Below are 15,173 nucleotides of genomic sequence, written 5' to 3'. Positions count from 1 at the left end.
CATGACAATAGGGTTTCTTACACCAGAATTTCCACACAACGCTACAGGTACTTCGGGAGGCATTGGTAGCAGTATACTCAATTTAGCAAAAGGATTGCATCAAATAGGGCATACGGTAAAAATATTTGTGTACGGACAAAATAATGATGAGGTTGTTGTGGAGCCTGAATTTACAATTTATAAAATTAAGAATCCAAAATTTAAAGGTTTCACTCGTTTTTTAACCCAAAGAAAAATCCAAAAACACATTAATGCTTTGTACAAAAACAAAGAGTTAGATGTACTAGAAGTGCCAGATTGGACAGGTTTTATGTCATTTTTTAAACCCCAATGCTCCATGGTGGTTAAATTACATGGTAGTGACGCCTATTTTTGTAATTTAGACAAAAGACCTGTCAAGTTTCTCAATAAATTTCATGAAAAAAGAAACCTAAAAAATGCCGATAAAGTAATTGCTGTAAGTGATTTTGTAGGTAGAGAAACGCAAAAAATATTTGATTTAAATTTTTCATATTCGGTAGTTGGAAACGCTGTAGATACGCAAATGTTCCAGCCAAAATCAGTTGAAAATGGTGCACCAATAGTATTGTATTTTGGAACATTAATTAGAAAAAAAGGAATTTTTGAAATCCCTCATATATTTAATAAAGTAGTAGAGCAAATACCACATGCCCAATTGTGGCTTGTAGGAAAAGATTCGTTTGATATACAAACAAAAAGTAATTCGTCTTGGCAGTTGGCCAAACCCATGTTTGTGCCACAAGCACTTAAGCAAACTACTTATTTTGGGGCATTGCCCTATCAAAAAATGCAAGAAAAAATACAAGAAAGTTCGGTGTGTATTTTCCCTTCGTATGCAGAAGCTTTACCTGTTTCTTGGCTAGAAGCTATGGCTGTACAAAAACCAGTAGTTGCATCAAATATTGGTTGGGCTACTGAAATAATTACTCCAAATATAGACGGTTTTGTAGCATACCCAAACCAGTATGAAGTTTTTGCGCAATATGTTATTAATTTGCTTCAAAATAAAACACTTGTACAAGACATAGCAAAAAATGCTCGAAAAAAAGTAATACAAAATTTCGATTTACAGGTTATTGCCAAAAAAAATGCCGAAATTTACAGCACATTATTGTAGCATGAATTTTAAAGAGTACAACAATTCCAGAGGAGAAATACTATATTACTTAGGTAGCCCAAATTTAGATTTATTGGAAAAATTATCTTTAGGTTATGGAGATATTTGGCATTCTTCTTTTGAGCAAGGTTATAAAAATGTTTTTAAAGATATAGTCTATCAAGTTCAAGTATTTTATTGGTATGTAAACGATTTTGACAATTTAGATCAATGTGTAAGTTGGCGCCTTAATCCGTATTTGTTTGCTGTACGAAAATCGGTTTGGGAACTACTTGGAGGGTTTGATAAAGAATATAGAAATCCTGAAATAGCTGCGCTCGATTTTGCTTACAATGCTTTGGCTTATCAAGCAGCAATACCTATGTATGTAAAAGGATTGTATACCGAAACTATTTCAAAACCGATTACTATTTCTACCAAAGACCGCTATGTTTTTTACCGAAAAAACTTTAAAATGGAGCATAGCTATTTTATGCTTTTTAGAAAAGGAATTTTCAATTTAAACGAATGGTCGGCATTACATTATGCCAAAAAGCATTTTAAAAAGCGAAACAATATTCCTGTTGTTCCAGCTAGAGCTTTACAACCTATTAATGGAAATCCAACAGTAAGTTACATTATCCCTACGATGATGCGTCAGGATTTTACTTTAAATTTATTAAACGATTTAGCAAACCAAACTTATCCACCTACCCAAGTAGTGGTGGTAGATGCCACTCCCGCAGAAAAACGCGATACGCATTTATATCAAACCAAAACCTATCCTTTTGAGCTTATTGTAAAATGGCAACAAACCAAAGGAAGTTGTAGAGCAAGAAATGAAGCTATACAGCTATGCACTTCAGATTATATCGTGTTTGGTGATGACGATATAAGAATTCCACCAGATTTTATAGAAAATCATATTAAACTTTTACAAACCTACAATGCAGAAGCTTGCAACGGATTGGATATACGTGCAGATCATCAACAACAAAATTTAGATGATTTAAAAGTAAAGTTAGAAAAAATAAATCCCAACCGTTGGCATGTAGGAGCAGGTGGTTTTAATAATGCAAATTCATGCGTAAGCAAAGTATATGTAGATAAATTGATAGGAAATGATATTAACTACGATGGCGGATATGGCGAAGATTCTGATTTTGGTTTCTCATTAGTAAAATTAGGTATTTGTGTATTGCACAATCCGTTTTCTACTAATCTACATTTAAAACCGCCTGTAGGAGGCTATCGTTTTTGGGGTGAGCAAGCCAAAATTTTAGGCAAAAAACGAAAAACTCAGCCTTGGGAATTAGATACACCTGTACAATACATTCGCCCTGTACCAAGTCCTACAATAATGTATCAGATAGTAAAACATTATCCTGAGAGTCAGCTTACAGAATTTAAATACAAATATTTTGCATTGTTTTTATGGAATGGTTCAAAAATGATGTTGCCTTTTAGACTATTGCAATTACCAAAAAGAATTCTTCAATTTAATAAATCTGTTTTTTATGCTAAAAAATTAGCAAAACTAGGAGTAAGAACCCAATAATGAAACCTAAAATTTACATATATGCTCTTTTAGATGTTTACTACGATGCCTATTATATACAAGGGTTAAAAGAGTATTTTGGTGTTAAAAAAGTGTATTTTAATACCTCAAAATTTCCAAAGTTTAATCAAGATGTTTGTGCTATTTTGGTAGAGTATCCCACTTATAGTTACAAAATAGCTATAGATTCTAGAGACAATAGCGATATACGCCCAGAATTAGAACAATGGTGTGATGTATATGGCGTTGTAAATGTACAATATTCAGATCTTGCTCGTTATTCTAAGGTTATTTCTATTGGGCCAAGTTTTGGTATAAAAACAGCAAGCACTTTAGCATTATATTTTACAGTTTTTGGTAATGTATTGCGTTTTTTTAATCATATTCCACATAAAAAAAGATATGTATCCAACTTTATAGCGCAATCCAAAAGGAATTATTTACATGAATATTACAAACCAATAAAAGCGCAAAAAAAGTATTTGTTTTTTACGGCTTCTCTTTGGAAAAACGAACCAGAAACAAATGCTTATAGAGCCAACTTTATTAGAGCTTGCAAAGCCTTACATTGGTTTACTTTTGAAGGAGGTTTTGTGCCTAGAAGTAACGGAGACAATCTTGGGTATGACGATTTACTTGCTTCGCAAAAAATATTTTCATTAAAAGAATATACATTAAAAATAAAACAATCTATGGTGGTGTTTAATACACCTGCAGTGTTACAATGCCATGGTTGGAAGCTTGGAGAGTTTTTAGCTATGGGAAAAGCGATAATTTCTACCAAGTTTTACAACGAAATGCCCGCGCCTTTTATCAACAATGAGCATTATGTAGAGCTTCAAACCAATACTTCGGAAGAAATACAAAAAGTATTGCTGGGTTTAAAAGAAAATCCAGATAAGCTCATAAAATTAGAAACAAACGCATTTCATTATTTTCAAAAATACCTCACACCTGTTAAAGTAATACAACGAATTGTTGAAAAAGCCGAAAAAAATTGATTAAACATTGCTACATACAAGCTCAAAAACAAAAAATTGAAATTTCTAAAGAAATTGTTCAAAATAAATTACTGCTTACTATTCCTAAAAACTGGAGTTCGTTTGATATTTACGTAGAATTTACAGAAGTAATAAAAGAAGTTAGAAATCACGATTACAATTGGATACCGTTACAAAAAGAAACAATTTTATACGAATATTGTCCGAAAATTATTCGGCTAAATTCGGGTGTTTTGGTGCAGTCGAATATCAATCAGGGGTATTGGATATTTTCTAAACAAAATCCAAAAACGTTAATTTGGAGATTTCAACCTGCTTCTTCCAAACAAATTACTCAATATAATGCGTTACATCAAAAACAATTGATAGATACATATATTGAAAAACCGTTTTGTACAACACCTAGTTTATTATTTACAACACAATATGCTGTAGAAATCAGTAGATCTAAAATTCCTTTTACCGGAATGATTTGTTTTACAGATCATTGTGATTTTGATACTCTGCAAAATTTAGAATTACTTAGAACCTTTTTAAAAAAACATAACATTACAACAACCAAAGGTTTTTTTTTAAATCACTTTTCAAAAAGAAATGATAATGCTTCTTTTGAATACCATCGAGAAGAATTAATACAATGGATACAAAACGGACACGAATTGTGTTATCATTCTTTATCACAATCTATAAAGTCTAGCCAAGAGAGTAAACAAGATTTTCTTTCTTTTAAAGCTCCGTTAAACGATATAAACGTTTGGATAGATCACGGTTATCAACCTTACAATTTATCGTTGTATGAAACTTCGGGTTATACAAACAACGAATTTTTACAAGTTATCGAGCAAAATAAAATAGATATTTTTTGGAATTATATAGACAGTGGCATAGCTACAAATGGGGTTATCAATCAACTAAATGCGCATCATTTTACATTGGGTACTTTTCAAAAATCGGTTGCAAATACCCATTTTAAGTCAAAAATTGCTTTGCTATTTAAAAGTGTTTTGTTTCATTATGATAATAATCCAAAACACATTCGCAATTACATTAATTTCAAAATGAATTGGAATAGCTTTACAAAAACTAAAAAACCTAAGTTTTTATTCCGATTTATAAAAAATCTTATCCCTGTTTTTGGAGTTGTTTTTAATACTGCAATTTTTTGGAGTAGTATAAAAAAACAAGTATACAAATCGGCAAAATATGCACCTATTATTTTTAAACATACCATTAAAAATAAGAAAATTACCATTTTTCAAACGCTTGAAATGGTCGATTTTAAAAAATCACTTTCTCCCGAAAATATTGATACATTAGTGCTAGAAAAAGGAGTTTGTGTAGCGCATACTTATTTTTCAGACAATATGAAACATCATTCAGGTAGAATAATTTTAGATAATGGCAAAATAAATAGTGATGTAGAAGCCAATTTTGAATATTTAGCAAAAAAAATAAAAAATAGAGAGATATGGAACCCAACTTTATCTGAAGTAGTATCTTATTGGAAACAAATTGATGAGGCAGTTTTTGATGTTGATGCTTCAGGTAAAATATTTTTATCTACCACTCATAATTTAAACACGAGAGAAGTATACTAAATGGCAATTTTAATCACAAAAGATAAAGATTGGTTACAAAAATGGGATTCTTTTTTATTGCAAAATAATAAGGCTTCTCATTTGCTTTACTCTTCATGGCTAGCGTCGTATAGTGCGTATGGGTTTGATTTTGAAGTTGTTTTAGAGCATCAAGATGGTGAAATATTAGGTGGTTATGGAGCTGTATTAGCCAAAAGTTTATTTTTCAAGTTTTACATCATTCCGTATGGGCCTATAGTATCATTACCCCGAAAAAATACAGTAACAGATTTTTTAACTATCGCAAAAACACAAGCACATAAGCATAAATGTTGCTATTTTCAATATCATGTGCCAATATCAAACGATGCTTTAATATCCGATTTTGTTTATACTCAGTCATATTTTAACATAAAAGAATTTGTAGGGCAATTAGGCAATAAGTTTAAATATGTATACAGTAGCTATGGAATAAATTGGGTAGATTTTGGAACAAATAGCACCGCACAAGAATTTTTAGCACAGTTGCCGCAGCAAGTGCGTAGAAACATTGCTATTCCATACAAGAATAATCCGAGTATTAAGTATGCCAAAACAAATTTTGAGTGTGAAGAGGCTTACAAAATTATTGAAGAAAATGCGCTATTGGGCAATTATGCTGTAAGAAGTTTTAAAGATTTTCAAAAAACTCTGATGCAACTTATACAAAATGAGCAAGCCTATTTGCTTTATATTGTATATAATAATGAGATAAAAGGAACTGCTTTGGCAGTAAGAGCAGCAAACCATTTGGTGTATATAACAGGAGGAACAAAAAAAGAAAAACCCGATTTAAAATGGGGTTATATGCTTCATTTTGAACTCATAAAACTGTCTTTCCAAATGGGATATAAAGGTTATGATATTTCTATGGGAGGATCTTCGGGGGTTATGCAGTTTAAAAGTAAATTTAATAGTAAAGCCATTTATTTTGAATCTAAGCCACATTATGTGGTGTTGAATACATTTATTTTTAAACTATATTTAATTTTAAATTCTACTTTTGCTAAAAATAAAAAACTGTTTTCTAAAATAGTTAAGCTTTTCAAATAGATTCTAATGAAAATAAACAACAAAGATTTCTGGGAAAAAGAACATATTATACAAACTCAAGAAGTACTTAAAAACGCTTCAGATTTTGAACTTTTTATGTTTGAAAATGCAAAGAAAAGATACCAAGAGTATAGTGATATAGAAACAGTAAAAATATTTGGCTGTGGTACGGGTAGAGAAATAGAAGCCATCGCTCAATTTTTTCATCCAAATAAAATTGTTGCTTCAGATATTTCTGAAAAAATGATTGCCAGATGCCAAATTAATTTGCAACAATGGAATTTAACAGCTACCACACAAACTTTGGTTACCGATGCTACAAAATATCATGAACCAAAGCACTATTTTGATTTGGTAACCATACTCAACAGTATGCTTACTTATGTGCCCAATAGACAAGACAGAATTACTATTTTTAAGAATTCTTATCAAATTTTAAAACCCAAAGCTACTCTTATAGGTACAGTACACAATCAAGTTGGTACGCCTGCCAAAACACTTTATTTTAAATTGCGTAGTTTGTTTTCTTTTATATTAAAAGATAAAGTAGGTAATAGAAATACTGGTTTTAATGGGTTTAAAGTGCCAGGTTATTACTATACCAAAAACGGATTGATAAAAGATTTATCACATTCTGGCTTTAAAAATATAGAAGTTTACTCTTTAGACGAATTTTACAAAGCAAGAAACATTAGCTACAATAGAAAAAAAGGATATAATAATTTAATTTTTATTGCTACAAAGCCCTAAAATAATTTGAACGATATTGAGTTTTCTTTGATTATATGTACTTATATGCGACCAAATGCTTTAGCAAAATTAATGCATTCGGTGGTAAATCAAACTGTGTATCCTTCAGAAATAATTATTATAGACGGTTCTACTAATACAGAAACGCAACACTATTTCAACCAAAACAGTTTTAAAAATCTAAAGTATTTTTTAGTTTCAGCTTCCGATAGAGGGCTTACCAAACAACGCAATGTTGGAATATCAAAGTTAAGTCCAACTTCGCAAATAGTTTGTTTTCTAGACGATGATACGGTATTAACAACTACCTATTTTCAAGAAATTATAAAAGCATTTCAACAAAACCCAAATGCAGCAGGTATTGGCGGTGTGGCATTAAACGAAAATAAGTGGTTGCCAAATCTGCACGGCATTAAAAAATCAATTTATCATTACACTTTTGAAGAGTTTTTATATAAAGAATCATCTAGAAATGTAATACGCAATGTACTTCGATTAAATTCTAATGAATTACCGAGTGTAATGCCTACTTTTTCTCATGGTAGAACTTGTGGTTACCCTATAACAGGGAAAGTGTATCCAGTAGATTTAATTGTAGGCATGTCTATGAATTTTTCAAGAAAAGTAATAAATAATCAAAAGTTTTCAACCTATTTTGAAGGCTATGGTTTGTATGAAGATGCCGATTTTTGTTTAAGAGCCTTACAATATGGTCAAAACTACATAGCTACTGCAGCCCAATTGTACCATTATCACGATGCTTTGGGCAGACCAAATCAATACAAATACGGAAAAATGGTAGTAAGAAATGGTTGGTATGTTTGGCGCATAAAATACCCAAACCCATCGCTATTATCTAGATTTAAGTGGAATATTACGGCTTTTTTGCTAACATTAATTAGAGCTTTAAATGTATTGAATACCAATCAAAAAAAGGAAGCATTCACCGAAGCTTTGGGTAGAACTGTAGGTTGGTTTAGTTTACTTTTTAACAAACCCAAAATGTTTTAGCTATGACATTTTGTATTGTATCATACGTAGAACATCATTGGCATAATAACCAATACTATGCCTATGCACCCTATGTAAATGAAATGAATATTTGGTTACAATATGTAGATAAAGTGATTATCGTAGCGCCTTTGTCTGTAAATAAACCTAGTGTGATAGAAACGAGCTATCAGCACAATAATATAGAATTCATTGAGGTTGAAAAATTTTCTTTGCTTTCTATTCGAGAAGTTTTTAAAACGATTTGGGTGGCACCATCTATTGTAATAAAACTCTTTAAGGCGTTTCAAAAATCAAATCATATCCACTTACGTTGCCCAGGAAATATGGGATTACTTGGAGCATTAGTACAAATTGCATTTCCAAAAAAACAAAAAACGGCGAAATATGCAGGAAATTGGGATCCTCAATCAAAACAGCCTATAACTTACGTGTTGCAAAAAAAAATACTTGCCAATACATTTTTTTCCAAAAAAATGCGTGTTCTTGTTTATGGTAATTGGAAAAATGCTACAAAAAATATATATCCATTTTATACAGCTACCTATACCGAGAGCGAAAAACAACCTTTGCCAGAATTAACGTTGCAAAATCCATTAAAGTTTTTGTTTGTTGGAACTTTATCCAAAGGAAAACAACCTCTTTATGCCATAAAGTTGGTACAAAATCTACTCAAAAAAGGATATACTGTTTCTTTAGAATTATTTGGAGAAGGCAACGAGCGAGCAAATCTAGAGCGGTATATTGCTGAGAATAATCTAGAAAATTATGTTTTTTTAAGAGGAAATAAATCTAAAGATTTTTTAAAACAAAAATACCAAGAAAGTCATTTTACTCTATTGCCTTCCAAAAGTGAAGGTTGGCCCAAAGCTGTTGCCGAAGCTATGTTTTGGGGAAGTTTGCCCGTAGCAACACCCATATCTTGCGTGGCTAATATGCTGGGTAATGGTTCTCGAGGAATAGTACTAAGTTTGAATTTGGAAGCAGATACACAACAAATTATAGACCTCATTCAAAATAATGCAGTGTATGCCCGTAAAAGAAAAGAAGCAATAAATTGGTCTAGACAATATACTATTGATACCTTTGAAACCGAAATTAAAAAATTGGTATGCGAGTAGTGCAACTTATAGATTCATTAGAAGCGGGTGGTGCCGAGCGTATGGCTGTAACGTATGCGAATTCGTTGTCAAAATCTATTAAGTTTTCTGGGCTCGTTGCCACAAGAAAGGAAGGGATTTTAAAAGAAAGTTTGTTTCAGGATGTTACTTATTTATTTCTGAATAGAAAAAAAACATTCGATTTCAAAGCCCTACATCGTTTAAAAAAATATTGTATTCAGCACAATGTTGAAATAATTCATGCCCATTCGAGTTCTTATTTTATAGCGATACTTTTAAAATTTATTGTGCCTCAACTTAAAATTGTTTGGCACGATCATAATGGGCTTGGGGTAGAAAACTTGGGTATTAAAACTTATTTTTTAAAAATAGCCTCTTTGTTTTTTCTCGGAATTATTTCGGTAAATACTAATTTGAAAGAATGGGCTGAAAAAAAATTGTATTGTAAAAATGTACTTTATTTACCCAATTACATTACACCAGAAATCAATTTTAAAAAAGAAACAAAATTGATTGGAATATCAGGTAAAAGAATACTTTGTTTGGCTAATTTAAGAAAACAGAAAAACCATGAAATGCTTTTAAAATTGGCAGAAAAGGTTAAACAAGATTTTCCAGATTGGACATTTCACTGCGTAGGTAAAGATTTTAAAGATGATTACTCGAAAAGTTTATTTGAAACCGTTGCTAAAATGCAGTTACAAGATGTTGTGTTTTTTTATGATTCTAAAGAAGATATTTATCATATAATTACCCAATCTGATATAGGAATACTAACTTCTCTATCTGAAGGTTTACCCGTTTCATTACTCGAATATGGACTTTTTTCTAAACCTGTGGTTTGTACTTCAGTAGGGCAAATTCCTCAAATCATTGAAAACGGCAAAAATGGTTACCTTGCAGAGGTAAACAACGTAGACGATTTTTTTGAAAAAATAAAATTGCTAATTTCAAATAAACAGCTTGCCAATTCGTTAGGTTTACAATTGTATCAAACGATAGAAAAAGAATATTTGGAAGATAAAGTGTTAGGTTTGTACCAAAACTGGTTGCTTAAAATGATATATGGATAAAAAATCAAGTACATATTTACTTTATGTTGTACTGCATATACTTTTAGGAGTAGGTGTATATTTTTTCACGCCTATATCAAAAGTATATGGGATATTGATTTTTTTGTTCGGGATTTATTTTGTTGTAAAAAATAAAAATGCTAATAACGAAGTCTTAATGGTTGCAGCCTATATTGTTGGTAGTGAGGTTTTTTTAAGAATGACAGACGGAAACCCCAATTATGAATTTACAAAGTATAGTGTTATTGTATTTGTATTGATGGGAATGTTTTATAGTGGTTTTTCAAAAAATGCTATTCCTTATTGGTTGTTTTTAGTATTGTTAATTCCAGGTTTGCTTATAGGTGTGCAATCGTTAGATATACATCGGTTAAATATAAGAAATTTAATAGCTTTCAATATGTCGGGGCCAATATGTTTGGGGCTTACATCTATTTATTGTTTTAACAGGCGTATTCAGTTTTCTCAAATCAATAAGCTATTAATGTATATGTTGTTGCCAATAATATCTACAACAGCATATCTTATTTTGTATACCCCCGATTTACGAGAAGTCGTTACAGGAACAGGTTCAAACATGGATACATCTGGAGGTTTTGGGCCAAACCAAGTTTCTACCATTTTAGGTTTAGGAGTATTTATTTTGTTTACACGAATTGTATTTCTTTCAAAAAATAAATTGATACTGTTGTTAAATATTTTTCTGATAGTTAATGTAGCTTATAGAGGTTTGATTACTTTTTCTCGTGGAGGTATGATTACAGGCGGTGTATTGATTCTCGTGCTTATAGTTTTTATTTATTTGAATATTAATAAAACAGGAAAATATAAATTGAGTTTGATGTTGTTCTTTGTTGTATTCGGGCTTTTATTTACATGGTTTTACACAGAACAACAAACAGGAGGACTTATAGGAAAACGCTATGCAAATAAAGATGCTGTAGGTAGAAAAAAAGAAAGCTCTTTTAGTGGTAGAGAAGTTATTGCCGAACATGAAATAGAATCGTTTATTAAAAATCCTATTTTTGGTATTGGAGTAGCCAAAGGAACAGAAGAACGGATGGAAATTTTTGGAGAAACAATTGCTTCACACAACGAAATAACACGTATGCTGGGAGAACATGGCTTGTTTGGACTTTTTGGACTACTTATTTTATTTGTTACTCCTTTTGTTTTGTATTTAAATAATAAAAAATATCTGTACTTGTTTTGTTTTGTTGCATTTTGGTTGCTAACAATCAATCATGCAGCTATGCGAACGGCTTCGCCCGCATTTATTTACGCTCTTTCTCTATTAAAAGTAAAATTAGATGAAGCCTAGATTATTATATATTGGAAACAAACTCACGCATACAACAGCCAACGTAACTACAATAGAACTCTTAGGAAGTTTACTTGAAAAAGAAGGCTATAAAATAAGCTATGCTTCGAGCAAAAAAAATCAAGTAGTTCGTTTGTTGGATATGATTTTTGCAGTTGTAATGGCAAAAATAAAGGGTGTAAAGTATGTACTGATAGATACATATAGCACGTCTGGTTTTTATTTCGCATGGATTGTGAGTCAATTGTGTAGAATATTAAAGTTAAAATACATACCTATTTTACACGGCGGTAATCTGCCCAATAGATTACAAAAATCGCCAACATTATCAGATACCATTTTTAAATACGCTTACAAAAATGTAGCTCCTTCCGGTTATTTGTACGAAGTTTTTTTTAATAAGTACCCTATAAATACAGTAAAAGTACCAAACCCGATAGAGGTAAATAATTATTCTTTTGTAAACAGAACTCTGTTTGAACCCAAACTATTATGGGTAAGAGCTTTAGATGAAATATACAATCCAAAAATGGCTCTAGAAGTAATACAAATACTTACACAAAAATTCCCTCAAGCTAGTTTAACTATGGTAGGCCCAGACAAAGAAAATCGTAAGCAAGAACTTGAGCAAATAGCAAAAAGTAAAAATCTTAATGTTACATTTACTGGTAAGCTATCAAAAGCTGCATGGTTGGAGTTGTCAAAATCGCACAGTATTTTTATCAATACAACCCGTGTAGACAATACCCCAATGAGTGTTCTAGAAGCTATGTTGCTCGGGCTCCCGGTTGTATCTACCAATGTAGGAGGAATAAGATACCTGATTGAAAATAATATTGATGGTTTTTTAGTACCCGATAATGACGCAAAAAAAATGGCAGAATGTATTGATATTCTAATACATAATCTAGTATTAGCCAACACATGTGTTACAAATGCACGAAATAAAGTAGAGAGATTGGATTGGAATGTAGTAAAAAAAAGTTGGAACGATTTACTTTTTTAACACATTACTCGTGTAATATTTACTAAATTGCACAAGCAACCCAACTACCTTATGACTTCTAATAAAAAAATACACTTTGAAATTTCTGAGAGAAAAATTCTCTTAAAAATTTTCGACCAGCTTGCAGTATTACTCACTTTATACTTAGTAAGTTTGGTTTTTAACTTCGACTATTTTCGAATATCTCTTACTCATTACTCTTGGTTTATTGTATTAGCATTGTACCTTCATGTTTTTGGTAATGTTTTTGAAATGTACAACCTACAAGTAGCTAGCAATTATTATCAAATTATAAAAAGTATTATTCTAACTACTTCTACTACAGTTTTAGTTTACATACTTACACCTTTTTATACTCCATTTTTACCAACCAATAGGTTGCAAATTATATTGTTTTATATCGCAATATTTACATCGTTATTGCTTTGGCGGTTTTTTTATGTGGCTTTTATGGCGTCGCATAGGTTTGTAAAACAATCAATTATAGTATGTGATAACGATCAATTGCAAGATATTTTACTCGAATTACAAAAAGCCGATCCACATTATCGATTTATTGCTCATGTGAGTTCAGATGGATTAAAGCCCACAGTACAGTTTAGAAATGTAAGCAGTATTGCTTTGAATGATTTGGAGCATTTTGTTCGTCAAAACTCTATATCCGAAATAGTAGTCGCTACACAAAATACAAACAATATTACGGCAGATTTGTACAGTCAATTATTAAAACTACTCGAAAACGGATTTATAATTAGAGAATATACACAACTTTACGAGAATATTACCCAACGCATACCAGTACACTATGTGTCTAAAGATTTTTATAGATATTTCCCTTTTAGTAGAAACAACCATAATAGATTATACTTGCTTGTAGTGCGGGTTTTAGAAGTAATTCTTTCTTTGGTAGGATTGGGTATTATGTGTATTATTATTCCTTTTATATTACTAGGCAATTTGTTTGCCAATAAAGGAAAGTTGTTTTACACCCAAGAAAGGGTAGGGCAAAATGGCGTACCATTTAAAATCTATAAATTTCGTACTATGGTAAAAAATGCAGAAGCACACGGAGCCGTTTTTGCCAGCACTAATGATGTGCGTGTAACCCCATTTGGAAAATTTTTAAGAAGAACGCGTATAGACGAATTCCCTCAATTTATTAATATACTAAAAGGCGATATGGCTATTATTGGCCCAAGACCTGAACGACCTGTATTTGTTGAAGAAATAGCCAAAGTAATGCCATTTTATGAAACACGTCATGTTGTAAAACCAGGGCTTACGGGTTGGGCTCAAGTAAATTATTCTTACGGCGATTCTATTTCAGATAGTTTAATGAAACTTCAATACGATTTGTATTATATAAAACATCGCAGTTTATATCTTGATATTAATATTATCATTAAAACCATAAGTACAGTGGTTTTTTACAGAGGACAATAATAAACTACTTTTGTTTAACTCGGTAAATCCAAAATAACCCAAATGCTGTATAAATAATAAACGGCAGCATAAGGGTGAAGTGTGGTTTGTTAAACAACATGCATATATAGATGGTTAGTGAGGCTAGTATGCTATAAATAAGTATCTTTTTGTTTTTATTTTTTACAAAAGGCATAAGTATAAACAATGGATTGAAGAGTAGTGCGTTATAGTTCCATAAAACCTCTTGGTGTTGCGAATACAAACCAACCATACACAAAAACAGACCCAATAAACCAAATAAAAAGAAAGTAAATAAAAAAACCTTTTTATTTCTTAGTATAGCAAGTACTGCCAAAATTAGAATAATAAAATAAATACTATCAAAAAATGAAAAAGAGCTTTCTGTTTGCCTATCAGGAAGTATAGTTTTTGTTTCTGAAACTAATTTTTTCCCATTAGTTTGATAGCGTTCTAAGCTGTTTTGTAATTCTATTGGAAGAAAAAGTTGGGTTGCTTTATTGTCTGTTCTTTCTCCAAAAATGACATTAATACCGAGTTTAAACCAAAAATGATTTTCAAAATATGGGTATAACACTTCTCTATAACTAAGGGTTTTAAAATCTGTTTTTTCAATATTTTTTGTGTCTAATATAGCATTTATCTTTTCCAGAATCATTGTGGTACAGTTTCTATCAATAAATTTATAGGTATAATATCGATCTTCTGAAAAAGCAGTTTTATTGAGTAAATCAAATAGTTGTTGTTTTTGACTTTTACTTATGTTTAAGGTTTGTTCTGTTACTTTTCTGCCTTCATTTTGATATTCGGCTATAAAATCTGAATATTGACATACACCAGCAAAATATTGCAAATCGCCTTTTACAAATTTTGCATAAAAATTAGAAGTCGTAAAATCAAATAAACCAAAATTATATACTACATCTACATTGTTTTTTGTGTCTTCAATGCGTATTGCGGTATGCCCAAAAGTAGTATATAGTTCTGCGCCCTTACCACAGGTAATTACTTTTATTGTAGCATCATCATTAAGATGTATAGGCTGTGCAAAAGCAATACATGTTTGTAATATCAAGAAAATAAATAATTTTTTACGCATAAGT

Annotated in this window: 13 protein-coding genes; 12 read left to right on the top strand and 1 reads right to left on the bottom strand. The window is 31.1% G+C overall.

The features are described from left to right. Position 1 precedes the first annotated feature (1 nt). Genes Q361_RS03815 through Q361_RS03760 form a run of 12 tightly spaced genes read left to right on the top strand, consistent with a single transcriptional unit; the run spans position 2 to position 14,070 of the window. Positions 2–1,138: a glycosyltransferase family 4 protein gene (locus Q361_RS03815; protein WP_103725547.1), complete on the top strand. Its 1,137-nt coding sequence runs from the start codon at positions 2–4 to the stop codon at positions 1,136–1,138. Continuing rightward, a complete protein-coding gene (locus Q361_RS03810) occupies positions 1,110–2,675 on the top strand; it encodes a glycosyltransferase family 2 protein (protein ID WP_245874602.1) in 1,566 nt (521 codons plus the stop codon). Before Q361_RS03815 ends, Q361_RS03810 begins: the two co-directional genes overlap by 29 nt. Then, positions 2,675–3,676, top strand: coding sequence for a hypothetical protein (locus Q361_RS03805; RefSeq protein ID WP_103725393.1), 1,002 nt, complete (start codon positions 2,675–2,677; stop codon positions 3,674–3,676). Before Q361_RS03810 ends, Q361_RS03805 begins: the two co-directional genes overlap by 1 nt. Further along, positions 3,673–5,274, top strand: a complete 1,602-nt coding sequence (locus Q361_RS03800) for a hypothetical protein (RefSeq protein WP_103725392.1) — start codon at positions 3,673–3,675, stop codon at positions 5,272–5,274. The genes Q361_RS03805 and Q361_RS03800 overlap by 4 nt, the downstream gene beginning before the upstream one ends. Beyond that, positions 5,275–6,345, top strand: coding sequence for a hypothetical protein (locus tag Q361_RS03795; protein WP_103725391.1), 1,071 nt, complete (start codon positions 5,275–5,277; stop codon positions 6,343–6,345). It begins immediately after the preceding gene. A 6-nt stretch (positions 6,346–6,351) separates the two neighbouring features. Continuing rightward, positions 6,352–7,095 carry a class I SAM-dependent methyltransferase gene (locus Q361_RS03790; RefSeq protein ID WP_103725390.1) on the top strand — a complete coding sequence of 248 codons (744 nt, stop codon included), beginning with the start codon at positions 6,352–6,354 and terminating at the stop codon, positions 7,093–7,095. 6 nt (positions 7,096–7,101) lie between these two features. Continuing rightward, positions 7,102–8,106 carry a glycosyltransferase family 2 protein gene (locus tag Q361_RS03785; protein ID WP_317047130.1) on the top strand — a complete coding sequence of 335 codons (1,005 nt, stop codon included), beginning with the start codon at positions 7,102–7,104 and terminating at the stop codon, positions 8,104–8,106. A 2-nt stretch (positions 8,107–8,108) separates the two neighbouring features. Beyond that, positions 8,109–9,227, top strand: coding sequence for a glycosyltransferase (locus tag Q361_RS03780; protein ID WP_103725389.1), 1,119 nt, complete (start codon positions 8,109–8,111; stop codon positions 9,225–9,227). Next, positions 9,218–10,300: a glycosyltransferase gene (locus Q361_RS03775; RefSeq protein ID WP_103725388.1), complete on the top strand. Its 1,083-nt coding sequence runs from the start codon at positions 9,218–9,220 to the stop codon at positions 10,298–10,300. The genes Q361_RS03780 and Q361_RS03775 overlap by 10 nt, the downstream gene beginning before the upstream one ends. Continuing rightward, a complete protein-coding gene (locus tag Q361_RS03770; RefSeq protein ID WP_103725387.1) occupies positions 10,293–11,621 on the top strand; it encodes an O-antigen ligase family protein in 1,329 nt (442 codons plus the stop codon). Before Q361_RS03775 ends, Q361_RS03770 begins: the two co-directional genes overlap by 8 nt. Then, positions 11,611–12,627, top strand: coding sequence for a glycosyltransferase family 4 protein (locus Q361_RS03765; protein ID WP_103725386.1), 1,017 nt, complete (start codon positions 11,611–11,613; stop codon positions 12,625–12,627). Before Q361_RS03770 ends, Q361_RS03765 begins: the two co-directional genes overlap by 11 nt. Positions 12,628–12,678: 51 nt before the next feature. Then, the gene (locus Q361_RS03760; RefSeq protein WP_103725385.1) at positions 12,679–14,070 is read left to right on the top strand and encodes a sugar transferase; all 1,392 of its coding nucleotides are present in this window, start codon (positions 12,679–12,681) and stop codon (positions 14,068–14,070) included. A 4-nt stretch (positions 14,071–14,074) separates the two neighbouring features. On the opposite strand, the gene Q361_RS03755 is transcribed toward Q361_RS03760, so the two are convergent. Next, the gene (locus Q361_RS03755) at positions 14,075–15,169 is read right to left on the bottom strand and encodes a lipoprotein N-acyltransferase Lnb domain-containing protein (protein WP_103725384.1); all 1,095 of its coding nucleotides are present in this window, start codon (positions 15,167–15,169) and stop codon (positions 14,075–14,077) included. Between the last annotated feature and the right edge of the window lie 4 nt (positions 15,170–15,173).

This window comes from Flavobacterium croceum DSM 17960 (genome assembly GCF_002917885.1).
GTDB lineage: Bacteria > Bacteroidota > Bacteroidia > Flavobacteriales > Flavobacteriaceae > Flavobacterium > Flavobacterium croceum.
The sequence above is the reverse complement of the archived record's forward strand: the minus strand, read 5'-3'. Positions and strand labels throughout refer to the sequence as shown.